The organism is Candidatus Paceibacterota bacterium (assembly GCA_035452965.1).
GTDB lineage: Bacteria > Verrucomicrobiota > Verrucomicrobiia > Limisphaerales > UBA8199 > UBA8199.
In genome coordinates this window covers 25,994-32,414 of record DAOTCE010000049.1, presented here as the reverse complement: position 1 = coordinate 32,414, position 6,421 = coordinate 25,994, and the positions used below count along the sequence as shown (strand labels likewise).

General features: G+C 62.4%; 9 protein-coding genes. All 9 read left to right on the top strand.

Features of this window, described 5'->3' with window-relative positions; genetic code table 11:
* Window positions 1-60 precede the first annotated feature (60 nt).
* The 9 genes from P5205_21195 (at window position 61) to P5205_21155 (ending at window position 6,320) form a co-directional block, all read left to right on the top strand.
* Complete coding sequence (locus P5205_21195; protein HSA12880.1) at window positions 61-273, top strand: M48 family metalloprotease; 213 nt, start codon at window positions 61-63, stop codon at window positions 271-273.
* Entirely contained in the window at window positions 273-662 is a 390-nt protein-coding gene (locus P5205_21190; protein HSA12879.1) for a DUF1294 domain-containing protein, read from the top strand. The genes P5205_21195 and P5205_21190 overlap by 1 nt, the downstream gene beginning before the upstream one ends.
* 514 nt (window positions 663-1,176) lie before the next feature.
* Entirely contained in the window at window positions 1,177-1,332 is a 156-nt protein-coding gene (locus P5205_21185; GenBank protein ID HSA12878.1) for a small basic protein, read from the top strand.
* A gap of 93 nt (window positions 1,333-1,425) precedes the next feature.
* A complete protein-coding gene (locus P5205_21180) occupies window positions 1,426-2,130 on the top strand; it encodes a pseudouridine synthase (protein HSA12877.1) in 705 nt (234 codons plus the stop codon).
* A 3-nt stretch (window positions 2,131-2,133) separates the two neighbouring features.
* Window positions 2,134-3,282 (top strand): SH3 domain-containing protein, encoded by a 1,149-nt coding sequence (locus tag P5205_21175; GenBank protein HSA12876.1) that lies wholly within the window; start codon window positions 2,134-2,136, stop codon window positions 3,280-3,282.
* On the top strand, window positions 3,279-4,166 hold the full coding sequence (locus P5205_21170; protein ID HSA12875.1) for a bifunctional 5,10-methylenetetrahydrofolate dehydrogenase/5,10-methenyltetrahydrofolate cyclohydrolase: 888 nt from the start codon (window positions 3,279-3,281) through the stop codon (window positions 4,164-4,166). The genes P5205_21175 and P5205_21170 overlap by 4 nt, the downstream gene beginning before the upstream one ends.
* 12 nt (window positions 4,167-4,178) lie before the next feature.
* Window positions 4,179-4,631, top strand: a complete 453-nt coding sequence (locus P5205_21165) for a hypothetical protein (protein HSA12874.1) — start codon at window positions 4,179-4,181, stop codon at window positions 4,629-4,631.
* 136 nt (window positions 4,632-4,767) lie between these two features.
* Window positions 4,768-5,517: a hypothetical protein gene (locus P5205_21160; GenBank protein HSA12873.1), complete on the top strand. Its 750-nt coding sequence runs from the start codon at window positions 4,768-4,770 to the stop codon at window positions 5,515-5,517.
* Between the two features lie 35 nt (window positions 5,518-5,552).
* Window positions 5,553-6,320, top strand: a complete 768-nt coding sequence (locus tag P5205_21155; protein HSA12872.1) for a LysM peptidoglycan-binding domain-containing protein — start codon at window positions 5,553-5,555, stop codon at window positions 6,318-6,320.
* The last annotated feature ends 101 nt before the right edge of the window (window positions 6,321-6,421 follow it).

The following is a 6,421-nucleotide window of genomic DNA, read 5'->3' as shown; positions in this document are numbered from 1 at the left end:
TCCGGTGGTGTGGGAGGACGGTGAGGTTCTAACCCTCACCTCCTACCCGATTTCTCACCGGTGGCGCATTGGTGGTCGCGGCGTTACGAATACCAGGCGGATGCCTTTGCGTCGCAGGTCATGAATGAGCCGCGTTCGCTGATTGGTGCACTGCGCAAGTTGAACGAGAAGAACTTGAGCAACCTCACTCCTCATCCGCTCTACAGCGGGTTTTATTACTCACACCCGACATTGCTCGAGCGCGAGCGGGCGCTGTCCGGGGCGCAGGTGTGATGAACTTGCTGGTGCTCCTTGGCCTGCTAGCGCTGCCGGTAATGGCCGGGCTGCGGTTGGGTGGATATTTCCTATGGGCTGGCGTTTACGGGGGGATTGTGAGCGCGCTCACGTATTGGGCGTACGCGGCGGACAAGCGGCGGGCGCAGGAGCGCGCGTGGCGGCTGCCCGAGGCGCGGCTCCATATGCTGGAGTTGCTTGGGGGGTGGCCCGGCGCATTCCTGGCGCAGCGGCGGCTGCGGCATAAGTGTTCCAAGGGCAGTTACCAGGCCGTATTTTGGCTGATTGTGCTCGTGTATCAGTTCGCCGCATTTGATTCGCTCCAGGACTGGCGGTTTTGCCGTGCGGCCCTGAACCGGATCGAGGCCAACTCCGACGGTCAAGGATAGGGCCACCTGAGCAACCCGGATTGCTGAGGCACAGGGATTACAAGGGCAACGTTGCTGCCCGGCCGGAACTGAATGGGTAGTTCCAACCTCTACCCGCGCGCTGTCCAAATTTTGGACAGTTTTCCTGCCTACCTGCCTCCTCCAGCCCCCGCTGACCCCGACGCCTCTGCCTTGGGGTTACGGTGACGGCACGGTGGGGCCCCGGTGTGTATCCCATGGGGAGCGCTCCCCATGGGATACACACCGGGGCCGGACTGCACTAACAAGCCATAGTCCAGCCAACCGCAAGCCAACGACGGCGTGCGGGCGCCGTAACGGCGCTGCCGTCCGTGCGGCGGGGGGGCTGGAGGCAAAAGGGGGCGTCCGAAACGACGAATCGCTATTGGTACACCCCGCAAATCCGCGAAGAACTGTAAATAAACGTTTGGCAACTGGGGGTGGGCATGATACAAACCCACTCCGCTTCCCATGGGAGCGGTTGAAACACAAGCAAACAGCAGTAGGAATTTGAGTTATGTCACAGCATCGGAGTCTGCGCGCGACGGCCACATTGGGCGGCAAGCGAAACGTGCTCAAGCGTTTTGAGCGGGTAGAACTGCTTAAGAAACGCGGCCAGTGGAAAGCGGGAGACCGCATCACCGGGCTGCGCAAGACCAAGAAAGACGCTTAAGCCGGCGGAGGAGGCGGAGCGCGACGTCAGCGACAGCACAAGCTGTCCTGCGTCGCTGCGTTCCGCAGTTCGTGCTGTGGTTTCTGGAATCCGATGGTTCGCCTGCATAAGTTTTTGGCGGAGGCAGGGATCGCCTCGCGGCGCGCCGGGGAGCAAATTATCCTCGCGGGGCGGGTGGAGGTAAACGGCAGGACAGTCGGGGAGTTGGGTGTCCGGATTGATCCCGTTCACGACCGGGTAAAGGTGGACGGCAAGCCGGTTCGCGCGAAGCGAAAGCTCTATGTGGCAGTGAACAAGCCGCCCGGGCTGGTTTGCTCGCGAAAGGACGAGTTGGACCGGGCCACTGTTTACGGTTTGCTGCCTAAAGAGTGGGGTCACTTGCATACGGTGGGGCGGCTGGACTACGGCAGCGAAGGGCTGTTGTTCCTGACTAACGACGGCGAGTTCAGCCTGCGCCTGACGCATCCCCGCTACGGGGTGAGGAAGAAGTATGTCGCCACGGTGGAAGGGCGGGTGGCGGAAGAAACGCTGGGCCAGTTCACGCGCGGCGTGTGGCATGAGGGTGAGCAGTTGAAGGCGGCCCGGGTGCGGCTGATTTCAGCCGGACACTCCCAGAGTGTGGTGGAGTTGGAATTGGCGCAGGGCAAGAACCGGGAAGTGCGGCGGCTGTTCGAGTCGCAGGGGATCGCGGTGAAGCGTTTACAGCGGGTCCAGATCGGGAAGATCAAGCTGGGCGAGCTGCGTTTAGGCAAATGGCGGACATTGACAGAACCCGAGATTAAATCTCTAATGTGCTGAGTTATGAATAAGAACTACTGGCTAATACTGGGGGCAATGCTTTCGACGAGCTTGTTGGCGCAACAGGCGGCTGCCCCAACCTCGCCCGCTCCGGTTCAAACACCGGCGGCTGCGCCGGCGGCAACCCTGACGCCCGCGCCGGTGACGACCAATCCTCCCGCCGCCGCGGCGGTTGTGAAGAAGAAAGCCGCGCCGAAGAAGGCACCGGTGAAGAAAGCGGCCGCCAAGAAGAAGGTAGTTTTGCCCGAGCTGAGGACCGTGCCGCTGGTGCCGGGTCCGGCGGTGGTCGTGGCCAGCAACGTGAACGTGCGCGGCCAGGCCAAGCTCAAGAGCGAGGTGGTAACGCAGGTGACCAAGGACCAGACGGTCATGGTGATTGAGGAGATTGTGCGGAATAATTCCGGGCCGCAGGAACCATCGGCGTGGGCGAAGATTGCGCTGCCGCCCAAGGCGCACGTGTGGGTCCACCGCATGTTCATCAATCCCGCCACCCAAGCGGTCCTGCCGCGGAGGCTCAATTTGCGGAGCGGGCCGGGCGAGAATTACAGCGTGATCGGACTGTTGAAGCGGGGGGACGTTGTGAAGGCAATCACCACGAAAGAAGACTGGGTGGAGATTGAGCCGCCGGCCGACGCTTATGCGTTCGTGGCGGCGCAATACCTGAGGCAGGAAGGGGCCGCAGTGCCCACGGAGCCCGTGCCGCCTGCGACGGCTGTAACGGTAGTGCCGCCCGTGCCGGCGCCGCCGGAGCCAGCTCCGACGCCGGCCACGGTCGAGGTGGTGCCGCCCGTTGCGCCGCCGCCGACGGAAGCGCCGAGCGTGCCGGTGCCGGAGCCGCCGGTGGTGGCCACCACGCCCGAGGTTCCCGCGGAGCCAGAAACTCCCGAGTTCGAAGAGCCGCCGCCGCCCAGAATTGTGCAGCGGGAAGGCATTGTGCGCGGCATGACCAGCATCCAGGCGCCGTCCCGGTTTGCGCTCGTCAGCCCCGACAACGGCAGGAACATCGACTACCTGTACACGACCTCCGACCAACTGGACTTGCGGCGTTACAAAGGCTTGCGGATTGTCGTAACGGGTGAGGAGAGCCTGGACGAGCGCTGGGGGAACACGCCGGTGCTCACGATCCAGAAGATCCAGGTCGTGGAGGAATGACGCCGGCGAACCTGATTGACGGGCGGGCGATTGCCCGGCAACTGCAAGGTGAGCTGGTCGAACGCATCGCGACGTTGAAGGCGTCCGGCCTGCGGCCGGGATTGGCCTTTGTGCGTGTAGGCGAGGACGCCGCCTCGAAGGTGTACGTAGGGCGGAAGGAGAAGACGTGTGCCGAACTGGGCATTTTCACTGAGACGCATGTCCTGCCTGAGCAGACGAGCGAAGCCGAACTGCTAAGACTGCTGGCACGGCTGAACGCGGATGAGCGTCTGCACGGTATTCTGGTCCAGGCCCCGCTGCCATCCCAAATCCGGGCAGCCGTGGTCTATTCCAGTGTGCTCCCGGAGAAGGACGTGGACGGATTCCATCCGGTAAATGTGGGCAAGCTGATGCTGGGAGACCCGACAGGTTTTCTCCCGTGCACGCCGGCGGGCATTCGCGAGTTGCTGGCGCGGTCGGAAGTCAGGATTGGCGGGGCAGAAGTCGTGGTGCTGGGGCGGGGCAACATCGTCGGCAAGCCAATGGCCGCAATGCTGTGCCAGAAGGACCGGTATGCCAATGCGACGGTGACCATATGCCATTCCGCAACACGGGATATCCGGGCGCACTGCAAGCGGGCAGACATTTTGGTCGCGGCGATGGGGGTGGCGGAGTTTGTGAAAGCAGACATGGTCAAGCCGGGCGCGATAGTGGTGGATGTGGGGGTCAACCGGGTCAACGATCCGGCGGCCAAAGGCGGGACGCGGTTGGTGGGCGATGTGGATTTCGCGGGGGTTCAGCCGATTGCTGGCCGGATCACACCCAATCCGGGCGGGGTGGGGCCGATGACGATTGCGATGCTGATGCAAAATACCGTGCGTGCGGCAGAGCGAGCCAGGAGGTAGGACCGATTTCTTATGAACCCGACCCGAATCTTGCCTGATTTGCAGTGCTCGCTGTTGTGCGAAGAAGTCCGCCAGGAAGCCAATGGCAACTTCTTCCTGGTCGGCGTGATTAGTTTCATTCGCGTGCCGCAACTGCCGGTGGTGGCTTTCAAGCTGGGCGTGTTTAATCGCTGGACCGCGGGCGTAGGTCAGTTTGTTGAGACCACGCGGTTCATCGCGCCCGACCAAACCACGGTGCTGCGCAAAGGTGAGGTGAAGTTTGTCCTGAAAGATGCCGGGCAGCACGCCACCAATGTGACGGTGTTCGGCCAGGTGGAGTTCAAAGTGGCCGGTACTTATTACCTGGAAGTGTTGGTGGATGACGTGATGAAACTGCGCTATCCAGTGCCGGTGGTTCTCGCCCCGCCGCCCAATCAATCGCCTGTGCCGCCGGGCCCGGCGGCCTCGCAATCGCCCGCGACTTGAGATGTGGACGGGGCGGCGCCGGTCGTCTTATGAGACCACTTCTCCGCCGGGTGGCATCAGCACACGCGGGGGCGTATCGTTGACTGCATCGGATCCAGAACCGAGGTTTGCCTGGCAACCGCTGACCTTGCGGGGAGTGGCGGCATTCGCTGACGCCACCATGGGGCGGGTGTTGCTGGTGCAGTCCCTCGTCGCGCTGCTGGCGGCGGGCAGTGTGATCTGGTTTGTGCAAAGGTCTTGGTTCCCCGTCATCGGCGAGGCGGTGCTTCAGCTGCCGGCGCAAGGCGAGCTTCGTTCCGGCCGGTTGGAGTGGACCGGTGATTCACCTGTGCGTCTGGCTGAGGGGCGGTTCCTGGCGTTCATCGTGGATCTCGACCACAGCGGCAAGGCGCGTTCGCCGGCCCATGTGCAGGTGGAGTTTGGCCGGACGGATTTGAAGGTCTACTCTCTGTTCGGTTTCCTGAGGCGTGTGTACCCGCCAACGTGGGTGGTGCCGTTTAGCCAGACAGAACTCCGACCGTGGTGGGGCGCCTGGGCGCCGGCAATTCTGGCCATCGTGGGTATTCTGGTGGTGGCGGCACTGATGGCAAGCTGGGGGTGTTTGGCGACGGCGTATTGTCTGCCAGCGTGGCTGGCGGGATTCTTTGCGAATCGGGCCCTGAGCCTGGGGGCGGCGTGGCGTTTGGCTGGCGCGGCGCTTATGCCGGGAGCGTTGGTGATGTGCCTGGCCGTGTTCTTGTATGGAGGTGGGACAATTGACGCCTTGGGGCTGACGGTGGTCGGAGTTGCGCATGTGGCACTTGGCTGGTTGTACTTGGGTGGCGGGCTTCTGTATGTGCCCCGGCATCCGGGCGTGGTGGGGATCAAGGAAAACCCATTCGTTTGATTGCGGGTTTCCGCCCGGTTTGTTAGTCTCACACCATGACTTTTCCAGTGGGCCTTTCTCAGGTCGGGCTATACCTGCTCGCCGTGTTGGTGTTGAGCGGCTGCCTGCCTTCCGCGCCGAAAGATGAAGAGAAAGAGCCGCATTTTCAGGCCGGGCGAAGCCGCGTCAACACCATGGATTTCAAGGGAGCCATTGAGTCCTTCGAGAAGGCGTTGGAGGTGAACCCCAAATCGGCCTCAGCCCACTTTGAGCTAGGTTGGCTCTATGACCAGAAGGAGTCGGACCCGGCTGCTGCCATTTTCCATTACGAGCGTTACCTCAAGCTGTACCCCAACTCGCCCAAGGAGCAGATGGTCACGAACCACATCATGGCCTGTAAACAGCAACTGGCGCAGGCAGTTTCCCTTGCCCCAGGGTTGGACAAGCGGCAGCGGGATTTGGAGCAACTTGCTGAGGAAAACAGGCGTTTGCGCGAGGAGGTTGACAAGTTGCGCGCGGAGGCCACGCGCCTGCAGATCTTAACTAATCGGTCCGGAGCCGCATTGACGGTGGTGCGCGCAACCCAAGCGACAGGGGCCCAGCCGGGGTCGCCTGGGATTGCGTCATCCGGCGGAACCAGCGCCGCCCGACCTGCGGCCGCAGTTACGGCGCCTTCCCGGACGCATACGGTCAAGGCGGGTGAGACGCTGAGCCTGATTTCCCGGAGGTATGGTGTTAAGGTGGAGGCGCTGATGCTCGCCAATCCGAAAGTGAATCCGCGCCGCATACAGGTCGGGCAGCGCCTGATCATCCCTCCGCCATAAATGGGGAAGGAGATTTGAACGAATAAGGGCTGAATCGGTCAATGGTCTTGGGTCTTTTGTGTGCCATGGTGGCTTGCGCAGGCTCCCCAATTAGAGCGTGT

Excerpts from the sequence above, each read along its gene's own strand:
- P5205_21190 (HSA12879.1), top strand. The coding sequence starts at position 273 with ATGAACTTGCTGGTGCTCCTTGGCCTGCTAGCGCTGCCGGTAATGGCC.
- P5205_21185 (HSA12878.1), top strand. The coding sequence starts at position 1,177 with ATGTCACAGCATCGGAGTCTGCGCGCGACGGCCACATTGGGCGGCAAG.
- P5205_21180 (HSA12877.1), top strand. The coding sequence starts at position 1,426 with ATGGTTCGCCTGCATAAGTTTTTGGCGGAGGCAGGGATCGCCTCGCGG.
- P5205_21175 (HSA12876.1), top strand. The coding sequence starts at position 2,134 with ATGAATAAGAACTACTGGCTAATACTGGGGGCAATGCTTTCGACGAGC.
- P5205_21170 (HSA12875.1), top strand. The coding sequence starts at position 3,279 with ATGACGCCGGCGAACCTGATTGACGGGCGGGCGATTGCCCGGCAACTG.
- P5205_21165 (HSA12874.1), top strand. The coding sequence starts at position 4,179 with ATGAACCCGACCCGAATCTTGCCTGATTTGCAGTGCTCGCTGTTGTGC.
- P5205_21155 (HSA12872.1), top strand. The coding sequence starts at position 5,553 with ATGACTTTTCCAGTGGGCCTTTCTCAGGTCGGGCTATACCTGCTCGCC.